The organism is Saccharopolyspora hattusasensis (assembly GCF_050972075.1).
Lineage (GTDB): Bacteria > Actinomycetota > Actinomycetes > Mycobacteriales > Pseudonocardiaceae > Saccharopolyspora > Saccharopolyspora hattusasensis.
The window spans coordinates 4482226-4499647 of sequence record NZ_JBPCDC010000001.1 but is presented as its reverse complement, the minus strand read 5'-3'; the positions used below and the strand labels follow the sequence as shown (position 1 = coordinate 4499647).

At 67.0% G+C, this 17422-nt stretch carries 20 protein-coding genes and 3 pseudogenes; 12 read left to right on the top strand and 11 right to left on the bottom strand.

The genetic code is table 11. From position 1 onward, the window contains the following. Positions 1–145 precede the first annotated feature (145 nt). Positions 146–238, top strand: a pseudogene (locus ACRXBZ_RS21255) (IS982 family transposase); the annotation flags it as partial. A gap of 238 nt (positions 239–476) precedes the next feature. Here ACRXBZ_RS21255 and ACRXBZ_RS21250 read toward each other — a convergent pair. From ACRXBZ_RS21250 to ACRXBZ_RS21225, 6 genes and pseudogenes are all read right to left on the bottom strand, one after another. Then, positions 477–611: pseudogene (locus ACRXBZ_RS21250) on the bottom strand (IS982 family transposase); the annotation flags it as partial. 31 nt (positions 612–642) lie between these two features. After that, on the bottom strand, positions 643–1182 hold the full coding sequence (locus tag ACRXBZ_RS21245) for a hypothetical protein (RefSeq protein WP_433880577.1): 540 nt from the start codon (positions 1180–1182) through the stop codon (positions 643–645). A 49-nt stretch (positions 1183–1231) separates the two neighbouring features. Next, positions 1232–1801 carry a Uma2 family endonuclease gene (locus ACRXBZ_RS21240; RefSeq protein ID WP_433880576.1) on the bottom strand — a complete coding sequence of 190 codons (570 nt, stop codon included), beginning with the start codon at positions 1799–1801 and terminating at the stop codon, positions 1232–1234. A gap of 161 nt (positions 1802–1962) precedes the next feature. Next, positions 1963–3681, bottom strand: coding sequence for a bifunctional metallophosphatase/5'-nucleotidase (locus ACRXBZ_RS21235; protein WP_433880575.1), 1719 nt, complete (start codon positions 3679–3681; stop codon positions 1963–1965). A gap of 232 nt (positions 3682–3913) precedes the next feature. Then, positions 3914–4981, bottom strand: a complete 1068-nt coding sequence (locus ACRXBZ_RS21230; protein ID WP_433880574.1) for an aspartate-semialdehyde dehydrogenase — start codon at positions 4979–4981, stop codon at positions 3914–3916. Continuing rightward, on the bottom strand, positions 4981–6246 hold the full coding sequence (locus tag ACRXBZ_RS21225; protein ID WP_433880573.1) for an aspartate kinase: 1266 nt from the start codon (positions 6244–6246) through the stop codon (positions 4981–4983). The genes ACRXBZ_RS21230 and ACRXBZ_RS21225 overlap by 1 nt, the downstream gene beginning before the upstream one ends. 273 nt (positions 6247–6519) lie before the next feature. Between ACRXBZ_RS21225 and ACRXBZ_RS21220 the strand changes: the two genes are divergently transcribed. From ACRXBZ_RS21220 to ACRXBZ_RS21190, 7 genes are all read left to right on the top strand, one after another. After that, positions 6520–7761 (top strand): hypothetical protein, encoded by a 1242-nt coding sequence (locus ACRXBZ_RS21220; RefSeq protein ID WP_433880572.1) that lies wholly within the window; start codon positions 6520–6522, stop codon positions 7759–7761. 112 nt (positions 7762–7873) lie between these two features. After that, positions 7874–8497, top strand: coding sequence for a nitroreductase family protein (locus tag ACRXBZ_RS21215; protein ID WP_433880571.1), 624 nt, complete (start codon positions 7874–7876; stop codon positions 8495–8497). Between the two features lie 71 nt (positions 8498–8568). After that, the gene (locus tag ACRXBZ_RS21210; RefSeq protein WP_433880570.1) at positions 8569–9174 is read left to right on the top strand and encodes a hypothetical protein; all 606 of its coding nucleotides are present in this window, start codon (positions 8569–8571) and stop codon (positions 9172–9174) included. Then, complete coding sequence (locus ACRXBZ_RS21205; protein WP_433880569.1) at positions 9174–9413, top strand: helix-turn-helix domain-containing protein; 240 nt, start codon at positions 9174–9176, stop codon at positions 9411–9413. The genes ACRXBZ_RS21210 and ACRXBZ_RS21205 overlap by 1 nt, the downstream gene beginning before the upstream one ends. Positions 9414–9647: 234 nt before the next feature. Beyond that, positions 9648–10688 (top strand): IS630 family transposase, encoded by a 1041-nt coding sequence (locus tag ACRXBZ_RS21200; protein WP_433880568.1) that lies wholly within the window; start codon positions 9648–9650, stop codon positions 10686–10688. A gap of 368 nt (positions 10689–11056) precedes the next feature. Then, positions 11057–12379: a hypothetical protein gene (locus ACRXBZ_RS21195; RefSeq protein WP_433880567.1), complete on the top strand. Its 1323-nt coding sequence runs from the start codon at positions 11057–11059 to the stop codon at positions 12377–12379. Between the two features lie 395 nt (positions 12380–12774). Next, complete coding sequence (locus ACRXBZ_RS21190; RefSeq protein ID WP_433880566.1) at positions 12775–13092, top strand: hypothetical protein; 318 nt, start codon at positions 12775–12777, stop codon at positions 13090–13092. Between the two features lie 140 nt (positions 13093–13232). On the opposite strand, the gene ACRXBZ_RS21185 is transcribed toward ACRXBZ_RS21190, so the two are convergent. Beyond that, the gene (locus tag ACRXBZ_RS21185; protein WP_433880565.1) at positions 13233–13388 is read right to left on the bottom strand and encodes a hypothetical protein; all 156 of its coding nucleotides are present in this window, start codon (positions 13386–13388) and stop codon (positions 13233–13235) included. 225 nt (positions 13389–13613) lie between these two features. Here ACRXBZ_RS21185 and ACRXBZ_RS21180 point away from each other — a divergent pair, with 225 nt between their 5' ends. Together ACRXBZ_RS21180 and ACRXBZ_RS21175 are read left to right on the top strand one after the other, a co-directional pair. Beyond that, entirely contained in the window at positions 13614–14471 is an 858-nt protein-coding gene (locus tag ACRXBZ_RS21180; protein ID WP_433880564.1) for a helix-turn-helix domain-containing protein, read from the top strand. Then, positions 14468–14659 carry a DUF397 domain-containing protein gene (locus ACRXBZ_RS21175; RefSeq protein WP_433880563.1) on the top strand — a complete coding sequence of 64 codons (192 nt, stop codon included), beginning with the start codon at positions 14468–14470 and terminating at the stop codon, positions 14657–14659. The genes ACRXBZ_RS21180 and ACRXBZ_RS21175 overlap by 4 nt, the downstream gene beginning before the upstream one ends. A gap of 249 nt (positions 14660–14908) precedes the next feature. Here ACRXBZ_RS21175 and ACRXBZ_RS21170 read toward each other — a convergent pair whose 3' ends face one another. From ACRXBZ_RS21170 to ACRXBZ_RS21155, 4 genes are all read right to left on the bottom strand, one after another. Next, a complete protein-coding gene (locus ACRXBZ_RS21170) occupies positions 14909–15061 on the bottom strand; it encodes a hypothetical protein (RefSeq protein ID WP_433880562.1) in 153 nt (50 codons plus the stop codon). A gap of 118 nt (positions 15062–15179) precedes the next feature. Then, positions 15180–15437 carry a YciI family protein gene (locus tag ACRXBZ_RS21165; protein ID WP_433880561.1) on the bottom strand — a complete coding sequence of 86 codons (258 nt, stop codon included), beginning with the start codon at positions 15435–15437 and terminating at the stop codon, positions 15180–15182. Then, a complete protein-coding gene (locus ACRXBZ_RS21160) occupies positions 15380–15577 on the bottom strand; it encodes a YciI family protein (protein ID WP_433880560.1) in 198 nt (65 codons plus the stop codon). The genes ACRXBZ_RS21165 and ACRXBZ_RS21160 overlap by 58 nt, the downstream gene beginning before the upstream one ends. A 405-nt stretch (positions 15578–15982) precedes the next feature. Next, on the bottom strand, positions 15983–16357 hold the full coding sequence (locus ACRXBZ_RS21155; RefSeq protein WP_433880559.1) for an adenine deaminase C-terminal domain-containing protein: 375 nt from the start codon (positions 16355–16357) through the stop codon (positions 15983–15985). Between ACRXBZ_RS21155 and ACRXBZ_RS21150 the strand changes: the two genes are divergently transcribed. Together ACRXBZ_RS21150 and ACRXBZ_RS21145 are read left to right on the top strand one after the other, a co-directional pair. Beyond that, a complete protein-coding gene (locus ACRXBZ_RS21150; protein ID WP_433880558.1) occupies positions 16356–16493 on the top strand; it encodes a hypothetical protein in 138 nt (45 codons plus the stop codon). The two genes, ACRXBZ_RS21155 and ACRXBZ_RS21150, sit on opposite strands and share 2 nt — an antisense overlap. Further along, positions 16478–16738 (top strand): annotated as a pseudogene (locus ACRXBZ_RS21145) (substrate-binding domain-containing protein); the annotation flags it as partial. The gene ACRXBZ_RS21150 and the pseudogene ACRXBZ_RS21145, both read left to right, overlap by 16 nt. Positions 16739–17422: the final 684 nt, after the last annotated feature.

Here is a 17422-nt window from a genome sequence, read left to right as displayed (position 1 = left end):
TCACGTCGATAGGCGGCACAAACGGTCCGTCCGCTTCATCCACCTAGATGATTGATTCCGTGAAGATCACGTGAAGGGGGGTCGGTGAGTGGGTAGAGGACGAGGGTATTCAAGATCAATGTGAAATAAAGAACTAAACACCCTCCTGACCGCACTCTACGTGCTCGTCGACGACCACGTTGTTCCCGCCCGCACAGGACGAGGTCGTCAACCGCTACTCACCGACAGTGAGCTCATTGCCGACGGGTTCGGGCTCCACGCCGCCCGAGCCGTCGGCGGAAGCGGTCGCGACGTCTCAGGCAGCCGGTCGAGCGATGTCCACATCGGACGGTTAGTTGTTGTGCGGTGCAGGATCAAGGACCGTGAGCGTTTTTCGGTGCTATGGCACCCAAAATCACTCACGGCCAGGTGGCGGCCTTCGCCGCGGCGGCGCGTGGGGTCGGTAGCGGAAAGTCGCGGCCGCGAGCGTCCGCGACGGCGGCCCGGCCTGTGGACCATTGTCCGGCGAGGTCGGAGCGCTTGACGGTCTCGCGGGACATCCGGCAGGGCACAGCAGTGGCGTCGATGATCCACAGGTCGTCGAACCAGGATGGCCAGCACACAGCCACGGTCCAGACTGCCTACGCGCCTGGCCGGCCTCGTTCAGAGCTCCAAGTCGCGCAGCGTCGCGTGGAGCTGCTCGACCAGGGGCCGACGGCGGGCCATCTCCCGGGCCGGCGCCAGATCCGGTGAGACCTTGCGCTCAGGAGTCACCAACTCGGCGGCGCGCTCTAACGAGTCGAACTCACCGAGCGCCCGCCACGCCAGCAGCACCGCGCCGAGCCCGGACCCGCCGCTGCCCTCGGCCAGCTCCAGGTCGACCGACTGCGTGTGCACGGGCGTCCCGGTTGCCCGGTGCAGGGCCGCTGCGGCGTCCCCCTCGGACCTCAGCCGCGCCGCAACCTCTGCGGCCTGGGTGTCGGCCCAGTTGAACGACCGCGTGGCCGGAGCACCGGCCGAGTCGAGCCCGACCAAGGTGTGCATCGAGGTGCTGAACGACAGCGCCGCGACCGGGTGGTCGTGTTCCTTCGCCCAAGCCACGCACTCGGCCAACGCCTCGATCGCCGCGTCCCGGACATGGACGGCGTCCTGCGTCGCGGTGATGCCGAGATCGATTCCGAGGACGACCGGAGCATGCCCCATACCCCGCAACCTATCCGCTGGGCATCCTGGCCCAGTCAATCCAGGCTGATCAGGACGGAGCTCGGCGTGACCGACGAGCAAGCGAATCAAGATCGATGCTCAACTCGAATGGCTCGATCGTCTCAAAGCTGCTGTCGCAAGCAGAAACAACTTCGTACACGTCGTCGATCAGCCGATGATCGGCCAGCGTGACAGAGCCCGCCAACTCCACAATCCAATAAAAGGGAATGCCCGCCTTCGCGTACTCGAACATCTTCAGAACCCGATCAGTCCGGCCTGAACCTGGGGATACCACTTCGACCGCGACAAGAACTTCTTTGGCATGCAGTCTGTTCGGATTCTGGTCGATCAAGCTCGTCGAAGCGATCACAAGATCGGGAACACGAAGCGTAGGCGGCCAGCCTGGGGTTACCACCACCTCGACATCTGCCACCGCTTCCCATTCATGTGCAAGCTGGCGATTCAGCGTGGACACCAGCGCACCCACAACGCGCTGGTGAAGGCTGGCGGCTTTCGGGGTCACGTGGAGGACGCCTTCCTGAAGCTCATAGCGCCGCGAGTTGTCCTCGGGGAGCTGGTCGAACTCCTCCAAGGTCAACAGATGGTCGGGCCAAGTCATCACGGACATGCCTCCAATATCGACTCCATCGAACACCAGTTTGAGAATTGAAGTTCACAAACACACGTTCGAGTGGATCTCCCCGTCGCTACACCCGCAACGATAAGGGCGCCTCCCTCCTGTGGCCAGGAGGAAAGGCGCCCTTCAGCCGGCGTGCGAGGTCAGCCGACGCGCGTGAGCCGGTCGGTCGCCGGTGGGGCGATGCCGGGGTTCGCGCTCAGGTACTCGTTGAACGCGTCCAGGTCGATCGGGCCGCCGGTCAGCTCGGTGCCGCCGGTCAACGCGCTGAACCCGTCCCCGCCGGCGGCGAGGAAGTTGTTCACGCTGACCCGGTAGGTCGCGTCCGGCTGCACCGCTTGGCCGTCGATCGTGATGCCGGAGATCTTCGATCCGATCGGCGCGGACTCCGACCAGGTGTAGTGCAGGGTCGAGGACGGCTGGAGCATCCGAGCCTGGACGCTGCCGTCCGGCTTCGGCAGCCACTGCTGCTCCAGCACGGCCTTGAGCTGCGCACCGCTCAGGGTGATCGTCTGCATGATGTTGGCGAACGGCTGCACGGTGTAGGCCTCGCCGTAGGTCACCACGCCGTTGCCCTCCTCGGCCGGCGAGGACGCGTACGTCAGGTCGGCGCGGACGCCACCCGGGTTCATCAGGGCGATCTGGGCACCGGCGGACCTGGTGGCCGCCAGTTGCGCATCCGCGATCAGGTTGCCCAGCGGCGATTCACCGGACGGCGTGGTGGTCTTCACGATGTCCGCGCCGATCGTGCCTACCTGCCGGTTCGCGATCGGCTGCGACTTCTGCACGGCCTGATCGACCAGCGCCTGCACCTTGGGGTCGGCCGTGACGTCCCGGGTCACGACGTTGTTCTGCGCCTTCATGGTGGACCGGACGACGTCCTTGGTGCGTCGGTCGACCTGGAGGTCCACAGTGGAAATGATCCGACCGAACGACGAGCCCTGGATCATCGTCCGGGGCTGACCGGCCGGGTCGGTGACGCTGCACACGTACTGCTGGTGGCTGTGCGCGGTGAAGACCACGTCCACCTTGGGCGAGACCTGCTCGGCGATCCGCCGGGCGGGGCCGGGGGCCGTGCGGCAGTCATCCGGTCCGCCACCCTCGGTGTTGTCGCCCTGGTGCAGCGACACAACGATGGTCTTGACGCCCTGGCGGTCCAGTTCGTCGGCGTAGCGGTTGATCGCGTCGATCTCCGGGCCGACCTTCAGCCCCTTGATCCCGTCCGGGGACACCAGAGTCGGCAGATCCTCAAGCGTCGCACCGATGACGCCGACGGGAATGCCATTCATGTTGCTGATGGTGTAGGGCTTGAAAGCCGGCTGACCGGTCTGCTCGGCGGTCACGTTCGCCGAGAGGAAGAGGAAGTTCGCGCCGTTGTACGCCGGCTGGAACTGGCACCCGTCGACGGGGTGGCAGCCGCCGTTCTGGATGCGGTTCAGCTCGTCGTAACCCTCGTCAAGCTCGTGGTTGCCCACGACGGAAGCCGTGATGCCCATCGTGTTCAGCACGTCGATGGTCGGCTCGTCGTGGAACAGCGCCGAAGACAGCGGCGATCCGCCGATGTTGTCGCCGGTGCTGAGCACCATCGAGTTCTTCACCTGGCCGCGCAGGTTCTTCAGGTGGGCGGCGAGGTAGGCGGCGCCACCAGCGTCGACGGTGTTGCCGTCGGCCAGCGTGACCCTCCCGGACGACCCGGTCGGCGGTTCCAGGTTGCCGTGCAGGTCGTTGAAGCTGAGCAGCCGGATGTCCGTGACGGCAGGGTCGGCGGCGGCAGGCACCGCGCCGAGACCGACGCCGACGACGGCGCAAACTGCGGCGGCCGAAACGGCAACTCGCCGCAACGACCGGGGATGACGAATCATTGGGTTCCTCCAAACACGCACGCCGCATCGCAGCGGAAAATGCGCTCGGCGCTGGAGTCTGCCCAATGTGGGCTATCCGAACCAGACGGCTCCGCGAACCGTGACTGAACGGAGAACTACATTTCGCACCAAACCAACCTGATCGGGTCATGAGTGAGGGGCACCCTTGACCGACTTGGTCAAGGTGCCCCTCGTGCCCCTCACTCAACTTAGATCCACTTTGGAGTGTGGATCAGTTCGCCAGGGTTTCGGCGATCTCGTAGGTGTTGAGCGCCGCGCCCTTGCGGAGGTTGTCACCACAGACGAAGAAGTCCAGCGTGTTCGGGAAGTCCAGCGCCTGCCGGACCCGGCCCACGTAGGTCGGGTCGCCGCCGACCACACCCGCCGGGGTCGGGAACACGCCCTTGTCGTGGTCGTCTTGCAGCACGATCGTCGGCTGCGCCTCGAACACGCGGTGCGCCTGCTCGACGGTCACCTCGCGCTCGAAGGTGGCGTGCACCGCCAGCGAGTGCGTGGTCACCACCGGCACCCGCACACAGGTCGCGGACACCTTCAGGTCCGGGATGCCGAGGATCTTGCGGGACTCGTTGCGGACCTTCAGCTCCTCCGAGGTCCAGCCGTCGTCCTTGCGCGAACCGGCCCACGGCACCACGTTGAGCGCCAGCGGAGCCTTGAACGGCGTCTCCTCCGGCAGCCCGGCCGCGGCCAGCGCCTCGGCGACGTCGCCGGCCCGCGAGCCAACGCCCTTGCCCGCCACCGCCGCGATCTCCGCGTACAGCCGGTCGATGCCTTCCTGCCCGGCGCCCGAAGCCGCCTGGTAGGACGAGACCACCAGCTCGCGGAGGCCGAATTCGCGGTGCAGCGCGCCCAGCGCGGCCATCATCGACAGCGTCGTGCAGTTGGGGTTCGCGATGATCCCCTTCGGACGCTCGTGCGCCTTCGCCGGGTTGACCTCGGGCACCACCAGCGGCACCTCGGGGTCCATCCGGAACGCGCCGGAGTTGTCCACCGCGATCGCGCCGCGCTCGGCCGCCACCGGCGCCCACTGCGCGGAGACCTCGTCCGGCACGTCGAACAGCGCGATGTCCACGCCGTCGAACGCCTCCGGCGCGAGCTCGACGACGGTGAGTTCCTTTCCGCGCACGGTGATCTTCTTGCCCGCGGACCGGGCCGAGGCGATCAACCGGATCTCGCGCCACGGCACCGACTCGCGGTGGTTGATGATGTCGATCATGACGGTGCCGACCGCGCCGGTCGCACCCACGATTGCCAGCGTCGGTGTCTTCTTCTCCTGGGCCATCAGCGGCCACTCCCCGCGTAAACCACGGCTTCCTCGTCGCCACCGAGCTCGAACGCGTCGTGCAGGGCGCTCACCGCGTCGTCGAGCTGGGTGTCGCGGATCAGCACCGAAATCCGGATCTCCGAGGTGTTGATGATGTCGATGTTCACCCCGGCATTGGACAGCGCCTCGCAGAACGTCGCGGTGACGCCCGGGTGCGACCGCATCCCGGCGCCGACCAGCGAGACCTTGCCGACCTGGTCGTCGTAGACGACCTGCTCGAAGCCGACCTCGTTCTTGATCTTCTCCAGCTCGGCGACCGCCACCGCGCCGTTGCTGCGCGCCACCGTGAAGGTGATGTCGGTCAGCCCGGAAGCGGTGCTGGAGACGTTCTGCAGCACCATGTCGATGTCGATCTCGGCGTCGGCGACCACGCGGAAGATCCGCCCCGCGACACCGGGGTTGTCGGGCACACCGCGCACGGTGACCTTCGCCTCCGACCGGTCGTGCGAGACGCCGGTGATCATCGCCTGTTCCACGGGAAGGTCCTCCACTGAGCCGGACACGATCGTTCCGGGCTTGGGTGAGTAGGAAGAGCGGACGTGCAGCGGCACGCCGTAGCGGCGCGCGTACTCCACGGCGCGCAGGTGCAGCACCTTCGCGCCGGTGGCCGCCATTTCGAGCATCTCCTCGTAGGTGATGCGCTCCAGGTGCTTGGCGTTGGGCACGATGCGTGGATCGGCCGTGTACACGCCGTCGACGTCGGTGTAGATCTCGCACACGTCTGCGTTCATCGCGGCAGCCACCGCGACCGCCGTGGTGTCCGAGCCGCCGCGGCCGAGCGTCGTGATGTCCTTGGTGTCCTGGGAGACGCCCTGGAAGCCGGCGACCAGGACGACCTGACCCTGCTCCAGCGCCTCCTGCACCCGGCCCGGGCTGACGTCGATGATCCGCGCGTTCTGGTGCGCCGAGGTCGTGATCACACCGGCCTGCGAGCCGGAGAACGAGCGGGCCTCCGCGCCGAGCGACTCGATCGCCATCGCGACCAGCGCGTTGGAGATCCGCTCCCCGGCGGTCAGCAGCATGTCGAGTTCCCGCTCCGGCGGAGCCTGGTTGACCTGTTTGGCGAGGTCGAGCAGCTCGTCTGTGGTGTCGCCCATCGCAGAGCACACGACGACCACATCGTTGCCCGCCTTGCGGGTCTCAACGATGCGTTCGGCGACCCGTTTGATGCGATCAGCACTTTCGAGTGAGGAACCGCCGTACTTCTGGACGACGAGCGCCACGTGAAACAAACCTCCTCGACCGTGCGGCCGTCCCGGGCGCGGGTTGTCCCCGCACTGACACCGAGTGGACGAAGGAGCCCCGGCACACCGCGTGGCGGGCCGGAGGGCCCCGCGACCGGGTAGGTGGCAGCGTCGGCCCACCGGGCCGAAACGGCCTCCTACCAGGTCGCTCCGCTGCCGGACTAGCCTACCGAACCGACACCGCCCGACCCCAACCCCGGAACGCGCCACTACCCTGTTGGAGGCGATTGTCGACAAGAGCGGAGGACCGGGTTGTCCACCACTCCAGGAGCGATCGACCCACCCCTGGCGGACATCGGAAACACCGCGGCTACGCAGCGGAAACAACCGGAACCGGGGTTGCTGGACCGGCTGCGTGGGGGGGCGCCCCGAGGGCACCGGCTGATCATCGCTTTGGGCCCGGCTGTGGTTTACCTCGCAATCCGGCTGGTCGGATTACTGGTGCTGGCGTGGCTGTCGGCCGCCAACGACGAGGCGCTGGTCGACAACCTGCGGGCTTGGGACGGTCAGTGGTACCTGGAGATCGCCGCGCACGGCTACGGCGGCGTGGACCAGAACATGGTGGACGGCTTCGGGCACCGCTACCCCGAGACGCCGTTGGCGTTCTTCCCCGGCTACCCGCTGCTGATCATGGCCCTTTCGTGGATCCCGGGGGTCAGCGTCACCGGCGCGGCGGTCGCCGCGAGCCTGGGCTGCGGTGTCGTCGCCGCGTTCGGGCTGGCTCGGTTGGGGCGCCGGATCGGCGGCTCGCACGGGGTCGGGTTGCTCCTGGTCGTGCTGTTCGCGGCGGCTCCGATGTCCGTGGTGCTGTCGATGGCGTATTCCGAGGCGTTGTTCTGCGCGTTGGCGATCTGGGCGCTGATCGGGGTCGTCGAGCGGAACTGGCTGCTGGCGGGGCTGTGCTGCGCCGGCGCCGGGCTCGTGCGGCCGACTGCTGCCGCGCTGATCGCGGCCGTCGGGCTGGCGGCGCTGGTCGCCATCGTGCGCCGCCGGGACACCTGGCGCCCGTGGCTGGCGATCGTGCTCGCACCGGCCGGGGCGCTGCTCTACATCGGCTGGGTCGGGCTGCAGACGAGCAACCTCACCGGGTACTTCGAGCTCCAGCAGCGGGGCTGGTCGTCGGCGTTCGACGGCGGCAAAGCCACCTTGGCGTTCATGATCAAGACCCTGACCACGGACCGGTCCGTGCTGGAGACGTTCACGGTGTGGATCGTGCTGGCCGCGCTGGTGCTGCTGGTGCTGTGTGTGCGGCAGCGGATGCCGTGGCCGCTGGTGGCGTTCGCCGCCGCGGTGGTGGTGCTGGACCTGGGCTCCGACGGGTTGATGTACTCCAAGGTGCGCTTGATGTTGCCCGCGTTCCCGTTGCTCATCCCGGTTGCGATCGGGTTGTCGCGACGGCGGACGACGACGGCGGTGACAACTGCGGTGCTGCTGGTGTTCTTCGGTTCGTGGTTCGGTGCCTATTCGCTGACGGCGTGGCAGTACGCGATCTGAGTCGTGAGTGCGTAACCGGGCTCGAACCCGGTCGCGCACTCACGACCGGCTGACCGGTGGACATCGGCGGGCGTGGTCGACAGACTCGCCACCAGCGATCCAGGAGGTGTCCATGACTGCCGAGGAATACATCGCCGAGGTTCCGGCGAGCAAGCCCGCGGAGACATCGGTGCCGCTGCACCCGCTGCTGGCCGAGCGGTGGAGCCCGCGCGCGCTGGACCCGGATGCGACGGTGAGCGACCGGCAGTTCACCGCGTTGTTCGAGGCGGCCCGGTGGGCTCCTTCGTGGGGCAACACCCAGCCCGCGCGGTACATCGCAGCGCGCCGGGGCGAGGCGACCTTCGAGCGGATCCACGGCACGTTGTCGCGCGGCAACAAGGGCTGGACCAGCAATGCCGCGGCGCTGGCGATCGGCGTTGCGCGCGTGGTCGACGAGGACGGCGAGCCGATGCCCTACGGCGAGTACGGGCTGGCGCTGGCGACCGAGAACCTGGTGCTACAGGCCGTCGCGGAGGGCCTGTACGCGCACCAGATGGCGGGCTTCGACCGGGACGCCGCGCGGGCGGAGTTCGGGGTTCCGGCCGAGTTCGAGCCGATCGTCGCCGTCGCGGTCGGCAGCCTCGGCACGCTCGACGGCATGCCGGAGCGGCTGCAGGAGAAGGAGCTGCGGCCGAGGATCCGAAAGCCGCTGTCCGAGCTGGTCTTCACCGAGACCTGGGGCGAACCGCTGTTCTGACGACCACCCTCCCGCGACATATCGTTTTTCGATAGTATCGAGAAACGATATGGCTTCGGAAGGTGACGAACATGGGAAGCACGTCACGGTGGACTCGGCTCGACAACCACGTCCTGGAGGCTGCGATCGCGCTCGCCATGCTGCTGGTCGGCCTGTTCGGGGCCCTCTTCCCGGTCCTCGGCGCGACCGGCCCGCTGCCGCCGACCGACACGCGCGAAGTGCAGCTCAACGCGCCCGCGATCCTGCCTGGCACCGCGCCCGCCGACCCCGTGGCGCTTCGCGGCACCCACGACGCAGTGCTGATCTTCACCGATCCCAGCTTCGCGGACCGGCTGCTGCTGGCCCTCCCGACGCTCGCCGGCAACCTGCTGCTGATGGCGGCCCTGTCGATCCTGCTCCGAGTCGGCCGAACCTTCCGCGACGGCGACTTCTTCGTGCCAGCGAACGCACCTCGTCTGTTCGCAATCGCGGCCATCGTCACGTCGAGCGGCCTGGTCGTCCCGTTGGCGGACATGATCACCACGGATCTCCTGGTGTCCGGGACTGAGGTGGCGCAGTCGATCCGGACGGTCTTCGAGTTCGAGTTCCCGCTGCTCCTGGGGCTGCTCATCGCCGCCGCCGCGATGGCCTTCCGCAACGGCATCCGGCCGCGCACCGACACCGAAGGACTGGTCTGATGCCGCCCGAGCAGCCGCACCAGATCGAGTGCCACCTCGATCGCCTGCTCGCCGAGCGCGGCATGACCCTGGCCGAGCTCGCCGCGCGCGTCGACGTGACCATCGCCAACCTCTCGATCCTGAAGAACAGGGCCAAGGCGATCCGCTTCAGCACCCTCAGCGCCATCTGCCGCGAGCTCGACTGCCAACCCGGCGACGTCCTCTCCTACCGGACATCGGACCGACGCACGGGGTCGTGAGCGCTTTGGCTCGCCACACGGTGCCCAACCTGACGCGCTCGGTTTCGTCCGCGCCATCTTCGACTACGCGCTGGGCCAAACTGGCCGCCGAACAGCAGTGGCTGGCCGCCTACCGGGCGGCCGAACTCGATGACCAACGGCCCAGGGATGGCTGACCAAGCTGACGTGTCCGCCTGGCAGGAACTCCGGGGTTATTGATCGGGAACTTATAGGTGTGATCTTCGTTGTTCTGGCATGATCGCTGGTGTGCGGGACACGCGGAGGTTGTCGCCTGAGGCGCAGGAGGATCTGCGGCGCAGGGTGGTCGCTGCTGTTCATGGTGGGATGACGCAGGTCGAGGCGGCCCGGGTGTTCGCGGTGGCCCCGCAGTCGGTGTCCAGATGGGTGCAGGCGTGGCGGAAACGTGGCTCGAAGGGTCTCACCGGGCGTCGCCGGGGTCGCAAGCCCGGCGAGCAGAAAGCGTTGAGTGCCCGCCGGCAGCGCAAGCTGCGGTATGCGGTGGCCGAGCACACCCCGGCCACGTTCGGGCTGACCGGCCTGGTGTGGACCCGCAAGACAGTGGCCGAGCTGATCCGGGTGCGCCACGGCATCGTGTTGAACCTGCGCACCGTCGGCAACTACCTGCGTTCCTGGGGATTGTCGCCGCAGAAACCGATCCGCAAGGCCTACGAACAGGACCCCGAGTCCGTACGCCGATGGCTGGAGGAGGACTACCCGGCCATCGCCGCCCGCGCCCGCCGCGAGGGCGCACAGATCCTGTGGCTGGACCAGACCGGGATCCGCTCCGACGCCACCGTAGCCCGCACCTGGGCACCGGCGGGCCAGACACCGGTGGTGGGCAAAACGGGCAAACGATTCAGCGTGAACGCGATGTGCGCGATCGGGAACAAAGGCGAGCTGTACTTCACCGTCTACACCGGCTCGTTCAACGGCAAGGTGTTCCTGCGGTTCCTGGACCGGCTGACCCGCCATCTGGACCGCAAGGTCCACCTGATCGTTGACGGACACCCCGTCCACCGCCGCAAGACCATCCAGCAATGGATCACCAAGCACGCTGAGGCGATCGAGATGCACTTCCTGCCGGGATACAGCCCCGAACTCAACCCCGACGAGATACTCAATGCCGACCTCAAACGCACCGTTTCCACCAGCACAGCCCCGAAAACCCGCGCCGAGTTGAAACAAGCGGTCCGCTCCTTCCTTCACCGCCTCCAGAAGCTGCCCGACCGAGTTCGCTCCTACTTCGGCAAACCCGAAGTTCGCTACGCCGCCTGACATCATACATTTGCCACCCGGATCAATATTTTTAGAAACGGACCAGCCGAAACGCTGGCACCGGGCCCCGGTCCGACTCAACCCGCACAGCGCCCTCGGCCACGTCGGATCCACCACCTCCTAGGAAATCTCGATCCACGGATCTTGACTATTCCCTCTGGCATATACCACAAAGTACACTGTCGACTGACGGAACCGCCCGCGCGGGCGTGGACATTCGGTCATCGCCCTATGTGACGTCATTGACAAGGACTGCCATGTACGTGGATTCCTTATGTGCCCAGCCAGCTGGACCGATCTCACCGGATGTCATCAAGAAAGTTGGCGAGTGGACGCTCGAACGTCTACCAGAAGCCACGAAACGGGCGTTGGACGACGACTCCGTGTCCTCCGCGTTCCTCGCCGAGATCGATTCGGCAGTGCTCGCCGACCTCCCGGACGTGGTGGACCTCAACCAGGTGGACGCTCGACGCCTCCTGGTTGACCTGGGTTTCTGCGGTAGCGCTGTCGCCAGGGTCGCGACGGAAAGCGGTCACGACGTCGCCCACCTGCTCGGCAGGCTTGGTGTAGGTGCGCACCGACGCACTTTTCGTGACTACTACGCGGATCTCGCGACGCGATCGGGCGTGGGTCACCCACCACGGCAGACGTTCGTGTCCACGATCACCTGGAACGCACCAACGGTCGAAGTCCGGGTGGACGATACCGTCGCCGCGACCTTGCCGAGCGTGTTCGACGATCAGCGGACGAGGACGTGGACCGGAACCTCGGATGAGGCAAGCCTGTGGCTCCTGTTCAAGAAGTGCGCCGGTCTCGGTGCGGTCGCCAACGTAGCACTCGCGCCCGTGGTCTTCGGCGACCTCCCGGTCGACTCCCCTGACGCGCCGGGCAGGCTCGCTGTGGCTACGGCGGCCATGGAGGAGATGCAGGATCAGATGCGGATCTTCAGCATGGCCGGCAACCGCGCCGGGGGTATGTCCGCGGAGGTCTTCATATATGGAATCCGCCAGTTCGGTGTCCCCTGGGAGGACGGTGCAGAGGCGCCGAGCGGTCCCCATGAGGCCGAGTGGATCAATCGGGACGTAATGCTCGGGCTCAGGAGCCCGAACTACCTCGCGGACGTTCGCCGCAGGTATCCGATGCTGCTGGAGCCGGACGTCCACGCCATCGAGAAGGCAATCGGACAACCGTCGTTGGCGGAAAAGTTACGCGAGGCATGGCGATCTGACCTGCGCGACGAGGTTGACGCGGCAACCAAGGCGAGGCTGGCCGCCACCACCATGGCCGCCCGGTCGCTGTGGCGCGCGACCGGCCGGTGCTCGTCCGCGCACCTCGGCTTGGCGCGGAAGTTCCTGTTCAGCCACCTCCGCAAGCAGGCACGCACGTCCACGCCCCCGACCGCGGTGTCCAACGATTTGGGCATCACCGGGATGACCGAGCAGGACCTCGTACGCCTGGCCGAGCAGCGTCTGCGCGGCGTGTTCGACGACATCCTCCGGCACGTCGACCCGAAAAGCTTGGTGGCGGCCGAAACCGAACTCGGTCGGCGTCCGCGCCCCGCCTGTACCCTGGTCGTTCACGGGATCGATGCCGGCCGAGTCCGAGATCTCCCAAACCGTCGATGCGGCGATCGGATGTCCGAGTCCAACCAGTTCGCCCTGGATCCTTCTTTGCCCTCACCGCGGGTTTAGGTGGCCGTCCGGTGTGGCGTCGGAATGCGCTGTAGTCCCACTTCCTTGCGATGAATCTGCGGTGCCAGGCGAGGATCGTTGCGGGTTGGACGGGGAAGATGTCGTGCAGGCGGCGGGGGAGTTGCGAGGACAGGGCGGGAACCAGAAACGGCGAAGTACTCGCGGGCCCTGAGCAGCAGGGAGGGAACTTTTGGGGTGGCCGATCGGTGCGTGGGGAGGGGAACGCACCGACCGGCCCGCAGGGACCCGGTGCCGGAGATCGGGGGCACGTCGGCTTCCGGGCCCGAGGTTTCGGGTTGTCAGAGGCGGTGGAGGGCTTCGAGGATCCGGCGTTGGACCTCCGGTGACGGCCCGACGGGATCGCAAGTGTCCGATGTGGAGGTTCGCGGCGGATCGTGGGCATCGGCGGGTTCGCGGAGGCGATGCCTACCGCCTTGTTCCCGCTGTTGTCGCTCGGCTTCGACGTGGGCTATCAACTGCCAGACCGTGAGGGCACCTTCGCCGCCTCCGGCGTGTTGGGGGCGGTCGGACTTCCAATACATCGCGATGACGAAGAAGGACGCAGCGGCGGCGATTGCGACGATGATTGGGAGCGTGGTGAGCATCCGGGTGACCTTTCGGTGATGTTCGCAGTCGGGGCTGTTTCCCTGAGCAGCAGGGAGATTTCGTCAAGTGCGGTGGCTGCGGCCGCGAAGTCTTCGGCGTCGCGGTGACCCGCGCCGACCTGGAAGGCGAGGTCATCGAGCAGCCACTGGGTTCGCCGCAACAGGACGGCGAGACCTCCTTTTTCAGCGCCCATTTCGTGGCGGCTTCGGCTGGGACGTGTTGAGGCGAAAGGAACTTTCGCCTCGTTCTATGGCGCGAAAGTTCCGTCGCCCGGAACCACCGACACCTGACTCGCAGCGATGCGGTGCGCCTCCGCGTTGCAGTCGCGGCAGGTCGACCACAGCCAGCCCAGCTGCGAGTTGTCCGCCGACAGCTGCTTCCGGCACAACGTCAACACCAACATGCCGGTCGGATAACCGCCGCCCGGCGGGAATCCAGGCTCGCGTGCCGCTCACCTTCCGCAGGTACCCAGTGAAACGGGTGCATCGATGCTGCCTCTCTGGCTCGAAGTCGAACGTGCGAAGCCGGTTCGGCGCTGTCTGTAGCCAGATTGCCCGTCTAGTAGACACTGATCAATTACACGATTAGGCGAAGCGCCTGGTAGTTGAATCTGCCTACGCTGCGTCTCGTGCCTGTAGACACAAACGGCGTGACACCACGCGCTCGCGCACTTGCAGCAGCCATCCGCACCGTCCGAGAGCGTTCGGGCGTCAGCGGGCGTGAGTTGAGCAGACGCCTGGGGTTAAGCCACGGCACGGTGTCGCACTGGGAAACCGGACGCCGGGTGCCGACTCCGGAGGACGTCGCTTCGCTGTTGACCGCCGCCGGGGTGACCGGCAAGGAGAAGCAGCGGTTGGTCGAGCTGGCGCGGCACGCCAGCGAGCCGAACTGGCTTACCGTTGGCATGCCAGGAATCCCGCACCAACTTGCAGGTGCCGTGGAGTGCGAACGATCAGCCTCGTCAATCGTCGAGTGGGCACCATCGGTCATTCCTGGGCTGCTGCAGACCTCCGAGTACGCCCGCGCGATTTCGACTGTGGGTGGGCTACCGGCTCATGAGGTTGAATCCCGCGTAATGCTGCGGATCGCCCGTCGCGAGGTTGTCGTGCGCAAGAACCCTGTGCATTTCCTAGCGCTGATCGGCGAGGACGCCCTTCGCGACAACATCGGCGCACCCGAGACGATGCGTGAACAGCTCCAGTATCTGCTGGACCTCAACACGCGGAAGAACGTATCGGTCCATGTGGTGCCACCGAGAATCGGCTGGCACCCGGGACTGGTTGGGCCGTTCGTGCTCTACGACTTTCCAGATGCGCCTTCGGTCGTGCACTTCGAGCACTACAGCTCCGGCGCCTTCGTTCCGGATGAGGACGACGTTCAGGCGTATCGGCATGCAATCGACAGCATCCTCAAAATTTCCCGTAGCCCAGACATCACGGCGAAACTTATCGCAGAGATCATCGACGGGATGGAGCACGCGAGATGACCACGGTCCAGGGTTGGAAGAAGTCCACCTACAGCCACCCGAACGGCAACTGTGTTGAGGTCGGGTGGTTATCCGGCGGTACCGCTGTGCGGGATACCAAGGACCGGGATAGTGGGTTCTTCGTCGTCGGCCGGGCTCGGTGGGCCGACTTCGTTGCCTCCGTCAAGAATGAGCGGTTCGAGTGCTGAGGTATTGGCCTTGCCGCTGGCCACGGGGTCGTGAGGTCTTTTGGGGTTGCCCAGGCTTTCGCGGTTTTGATGATCGGGCGCGGCACGGCGGCGTGGCCTTGAGGTGATCATGATAGGAGCATCGGTGGTGGAAGTGCGGGTACACCTCTTCGAACCGATCAAGTTTGGCATAAAGGAGCCCCAGCGCACCGTGCGCTAGTGCCTGCAAATAGGCGTCTTTCACCCAGCCTTATGGAGTGCGTAGCTGGGCTAGCTCCGAGCGAGGACCTCTCGGCGGAACTCGCCGAAGCGGAGACGTTCGAAGGTCACCAGCGCGGCGAGCACGGCGCACACCCCGATCCCGCGATCGGCGTGCACGGTGTTGCCGAGCCACGCGTAGCAGCACCAACACCACCAGAGCACCGCGAGCCCCTGCCCCAGACGCCGACCGCACGAACCCGTTTCTCCCAAAGGAAAGCCAATCTGCGACGGTGCCGGTCTACCCGTGAGTGGTTTTGGGCGTTATAGCCCCCAAAATCACTCACGGCCCAACCAGCGTCACGCAAGATTCGACGCTCAACATGTCCCCCGCGGACTCGTGCAGCACCGGCCACAACTCGACGGGCTCCACGTCGGCGAACGGCATGTCTGCCGCGATTTCCTGCGCCCGCTCCAGGGTTTCGCAGTCGAGCAGGTAGAAGCTGGCGAGGTACTCCTTGGTCTCCAGGTACGGGCCGTCGGTCACCGCCGGGACGCCGTCCTTGCGGCGGATGAGCTGGGCGTTCGCCGCGTCCGCCAAGCCGTAGGCACCCAGCAGCTCGCCGTCTCCCGGTAATTCGCGTTGAACGCCTCCTGCTTGGCGATCGCCTCCGGCCACGCCTCGGCCGGAAACGAGTCCCACTTGCCCTGGTTGCCGTAGATCATCGCGACGTACTTCATCTCGGGTGTCCTTCCCGTCCCGCGCGCCCCGCCGGCGCGCTGTCACCCTTCAGTCGGAGCCCGCGGCGGATCCTCGACATCGGGCGGCGAACCTTCCCCAACTTTTTCAGATCTCGCCGCTGACCAGCCTAAATCGGTCGTCGTCCAGGAAGGGGACCAGGAGGGACGTTAGGGCTTGGGGGGCGGTTGAGCGGGATGATGTGCACGCAGTCCTCGACGAGGTGCGCTACGAGATCGTCGGCGATCGGACGCAGCTGGCGCTCGAGGGCGTTTCCGACCGGATGTCCCGGATGTGCGCCAAGCGCCATGGTGGGCACGGTGAGCAGCCGCGACGGCGTCGCGGATCTGGCGCGTGCTGGTGGGCATGGCGCGCCCGCAGCGAGTGGCCCGAGGAGCACATGGCCGTCATCGACCGGGGCCAACGCGGCCGCCACCCGATCCCAGTGATGAGTGAAGGAAAATTCGCCGGTCAGTGGCAGCAGTCGAGGACTTGGGGGGTCCATCCCGGGCGAGCACGTCGACCAGGCCGAGGTCGGTGATCTTGACGCTGGGCGAGACCGCGAGGGTCAGCGTCGACACGCTCATGAACGGGTTCGCGTGCCGCCACCCCCACGCCTCGAGCGCTTCGCGCACTCGGCGGCTGCCGGCCACGACGTTCGCCGTCGGCTCCGCCGACATGACGCCTCCAACGGCCAGCGGCAGTCGCGCCGCCACTCCTCCGGCATGGGCGACCGCGACGCCGCCGTCGTCGGCTAGCACCGCTTCCGCGGTGGCTCGCATGGCTCGCCGGGTCGTGGCCATCACCCCGCGCGGCCCGGCCTCGCTGTTCGGCGCCGCGGACGTGCCGCTGGTGCTGGTCGACCGGCGGATGCGCGGCCTGCCGTCGCGTACAACAGCGCCCTTTTCCTGGGCCTGATGTACCAGCTCGCCACGCTCGGCGTGCGGGTTCCGGACCAGCTCAGCGTTTGCTGCGCCGACGATCTGGCGGAGCTCGGCCTCGCCGTGCCAGACGCCACGACGCTGCACGTCCCGGCCGATGACGCCGGGGTGTCGGCGGTGCGCACGCTGCTCGGCCTGGTCGACGGGCGGCCACCGGAACCGCGGCACCAGCTGGTGCCGGTCGAGCTCGTGATCGGCAGGACTTCGGCCGAACCCTGCTAAACGGCGCAAAACGCTGCGCCGAGAGCACCATGACCTGGGCCGATGTTCGGCGGCGACCCCGCCACCCGTTACCTACCGCCGGGTAATGCGGTATTACTTCACTCGTGTGGACTAGCACCAGGCCGACGGCGGAGGCGCTCGATCGGGCCGACCCGCTCGCCGGCCTGCGCGTCCGCTACGACCTGCCGCCGGGCCTGATCCATCTCGACGGCAACAGCGGCGGACCGCTGCCGCGCACCACTCCTGCCCGGCTGCGCCGGTTCGTCGAGCACCGCTGGGAGCAGCAAACCGGGCGCCCGCGCGGGGAATCCGACTGGCGCGGGGAGGCCCGGGGCGCTGCGGCCGCGCTCGCGCCGCTGATCGGTGCCGCACCGAGCGAGATCACCGTTGCCGAGACGACGTCCATAAACCTGTTCAAGTCGCTGCTCGCGGCGGCCCGGCTGCGCCCGGACCGGCCGGTCCTCGCGGTGGGCAAAGACTGCTTCCCCGCCGACTGCTGGCTGGCGCGGTCCGCCGCCGAATTCATCGGCGGCCGGCTACACCTGCTCCGCAGCAGGGACGAACTGGACCTGCTGCCGTGGGACGAGGTGGCGGTGGTCGCCGCGTCGCACACCGACGAGCGGTTCGGAGGCGTGCGCGACGCCGCCGCTCTCACCGCCGAGATCCACGGGCACGGCTCGCTGG